The organism is Stenotrophomonas sp. 2YAF22 (assembly GCF_052114665.1).
GTDB lineage: Bacteria > Pseudomonadota > Gammaproteobacteria > Xanthomonadales > Xanthomonadaceae > Stenotrophomonas > Stenotrophomonas indicatrix.
The window spans coordinates 1-2,816 of the sequence record NZ_JBFRFE010000579.1 but is presented as its reverse complement, the minus strand read 5'-3'; the positions used below and the strand labels follow the sequence as shown (position 1 = coordinate 2,816).

Here is a 2,816-nt window from a genome sequence, read left to right as displayed (position 1 = left end):
GGCCGGCGCTGTTGTCACCCTGGCTGCCCAAAGCCACGCGCGATGCCTCACAGCTTCCCGCGCTGTCGCCGGACTGTCGCGATGATGGTCGCGAGGCTAGCGTGGCCCTGCATATCGATGGCCTCAACGAAGGCGCGACGCTGGCGCGTGCACCCAATGCCGAACACGGCGTACGCCTGCAGCTGCGCGCATTGGGCAGCGAACAGGCCGTGGACTGGCTGCTGGATGGTCGATGGATCGCGCAGACACGCGGTGCGCAGCTGATGCAGCGCGAGTTCGCCGATCCGGGCGCGCATACGTTGACCGCGCTGGCTGCTGACGGCGCCTGGACGCAGGTACGGTTCAACGTGCTGCGGTAGCGCCGGGCCATGCCCGGCGGGTTGGTGCACCCTGACCCGGTAGGTGCCAACCTTGGTTGGCACGCGCGGAAGCTGCCCACCAAGGTGGGCGACTACCGGGGTGTTCGCTGGCACGGTGCGGCGCTACTCCCCGATCCAGCCATCCAGCAGGTCGGCGAACTCATCGGCGTGCTCCTCCTCCTGCGCCAGGATCTCTTCCAGGATGCGCTTGGTGGTGGTGTCACTGTCGCCGATGAAGTTGATCATCTCGCGGTAGCTGTCGATGGCGATGCGCTCGGCCACCAGGTTCTCGCGGACCATGTCGCGCAGGTCGCTGCCTTCCTTGTATTCGGCGTGCGAGCGTGCGGTCAGCGTGTCCGGATTGAGGTCAGGCTCGCCGCCCAGCTGGACGATGCGCTCGGCCAGTTTGCCGGCATGTGCCTGCTCCTGCTGCGCGTGTTCCAGGAACTCGCCCTTGACTGCGTCGGCCAGCATGCCCTTGGCCATGAAGTAGTGCCGGTAGTAGCGCAGCACGCACACATATTCGGTGGCCAGCGCGTCGTTGAGCAGCTTGATCACCACCTTGCGGTCGGCGCTGTAGCTGTCGGTGATCGCTCCGTCTTCGATGTTCTTCCGTGCCCGCTCGCGCAGGGTCTGACGATCGCTGATGCCAGCGACCTTGGCGGAAGGGGAGGTGTTGCTGGCTTTGGCTGGCTTGTTGGACATGGCTGGCCGGTTTCCTCTGCAGTCAGGGTTTCAGGTGGGCAGGTGATCCAGTACGTAGTCGGCTGATGACACCTCGAACTGGCCGGGTTCCTCGATCCAGGCCGCGCGTACCGTGCCGTCCACCACGTACAGGGCAAAGCGGCGCGAACGCGTGCCCATGCCGGATGAACTTGCATCCAGCTCCAGGCCAAGTGCACGGGTCAGTTCGGCGTTGCCGTCGGACAACATCAGCAGGCCGTCGGGCACGTGCTGGTCGGTGGCCCAGGCCTTCATCACGAACGGATCGTTGACCGCCACGCAGTAGACATCGATGCCTCGATGGCGGAACGCCTCGAACTTTTCCACGTACCCGGGCAGGTGGCGGGCCGAGCAGGTGGGGGTGAATGCACCGGGCACGGCGAACAGCACCACCTTGCGCCCGTCGAACAGGGCGTGGGTATCGAGGGTCTCGATGCCTTCGCGGATGCGCTTGAGGGTGACTTCCGGAATACGGTCGCCGACATGGATGGTCATGGGAACTCCTTGCTGGGTGAGGGTAGGGGCCAGGAGGGGACGGACGCGTCAAGACATTGGAAAACCCATGTATACACCCCATCTCCGTCGTCCGCGGCGGGCTGTCAGCCACAGCATGCGGCCGGGCGATGGCAGGCGCATTGCGCTGGATCAGTCGGCCTCACCGTTGCCGCACGACCGGCGGCGTAGCATCGCCGGCGCGTAGAATGAACCCGGGGCGGCGCCACCGGCGCCGCCGAAGCGAATCGAGGTAGCTGGATGGAATTCAAGGATTATTACGCCACCCTTGGGGTGGAGCCGAGCGCGGGCGAGGCGGAAATCAAGACCGCTTATCGTCGATTGGCACGCAAGTACCACCCGGACGTCAGCAAGGAGGCCGGGGCCGAGGACAAGTTCAAGGCCATCAACGAGGCCTACGAGGCGCTGCGCGATCCCGAGAAGCGCGCGGCGTATGACCAGCTGCGCGCTCAGGGCTATCGCCCGGGCGAGGAATTCAACGTGCCGCCGAACTACGGCGGTGGCGGTTTCAATTTCGAGGAAGTGTTCGGTGGTGGTGGGGGTGGCCCCAACGGTGGCTTCAGCGACTTCTTCGAGAGCCTGTTCGCGCGCCAGCGCGGCGGCCAGGGCGCGGGCCCCGGTCCGGGCTTCAGCAGCCACGGTCATGCGCCCAACCGTGATACCCGGGCCAAGCTGTCGGTACCGCTGGAGGCGGCCTACAACGGCGACAGCCTGCGCATCACCGTCAATGGCAAGCAGCTGGACGTGCGCGTGCCCAAGGGCATCCGTCCTGGGCAGGTGATCCGCCTGGCCGGGCAGGGCAACCACGGCGGCAACCTGCTGCTGGAAGTGGAGTACGCCGCGCATCCGCAGTTCGAGGTCGACGGTCGCAACATCCTGTACACGCTGCCGGTCACCCCGTGGCAGGCGGCGCTGGGCACCAGCATCAGCGTGCCGACCCTGGGCGGAGCGGTGGAACTGAAGATTCCGGCCGACTCCGATGCCGGTCGCAAGCTGCGCCTGCGTGGGCGTGGCCTGCCGGGCAGCCCGGACGGCGACCAGATCGTCGAGCTGGAGATTGTCGCCCCGGCGGCGACCGACGAGGCGCAGAAGAAGGCCTATCGGAATCTGGCCAAGGCGTTTGGCGAAACGATCTGAAATCTGCTTCGGTGGGTGCGGGCCTCGGTCCGCACACCTTGCGGTAGCGCCGGCCGCTGGCCGGCAAAGGCGTGCCAACCAAGG

3 protein-coding genes and 1 pseudogene are annotated in these 2,816 nt (G+C 66.3%); 2 read left to right on the top strand and 2 right to left on the bottom strand.

From position 1 onward, the window contains the following. A pseudogene (locus AB4Y84_RS18455) lies at nt 1-359 on the top strand (penicillin-binding protein 1C); the annotation flags it as partial. Nucleotides 360-482: 123 nt separating this feature from the next. On the opposite strand, the gene AB4Y84_RS18450 reads toward AB4Y84_RS18455, so the two are convergent. Together AB4Y84_RS18450 and AB4Y84_RS18445 are read right to left on the bottom strand one after the other, a co-directional pair. Further along, nucleotides 483-1,064 (bottom strand): ferritin-like domain-containing protein, encoded by a 582-nt coding sequence (locus tag AB4Y84_RS18450; RefSeq protein ID WP_033831761.1) that lies wholly within the window; start codon nt 1,062-1,064, stop codon nt 483-485. Between the two features lie 30 nt (nt 1,065-1,094). After that, nucleotides 1,095-1,577: a peroxiredoxin gene (locus tag AB4Y84_RS18445; protein ID WP_025877032.1), complete on the bottom strand. Its 483-nt coding sequence runs from the start codon at nt 1,575-1,577 to the stop codon at nt 1,095-1,097. 258 nt (nt 1,578-1,835) lie between these two features. On the opposite strand from AB4Y84_RS18445, the gene AB4Y84_RS18440 reads away from it, so the two are divergent. Then, nucleotides 1,836-2,732: a DnaJ C-terminal domain-containing protein gene (locus AB4Y84_RS18440; protein WP_108266796.1), complete on the top strand. Its 897-nt coding sequence runs from the start codon at nt 1,836-1,838 to the stop codon at nt 2,730-2,732. Nucleotides 2,733-2,816: the final 84 nt, after the last annotated feature.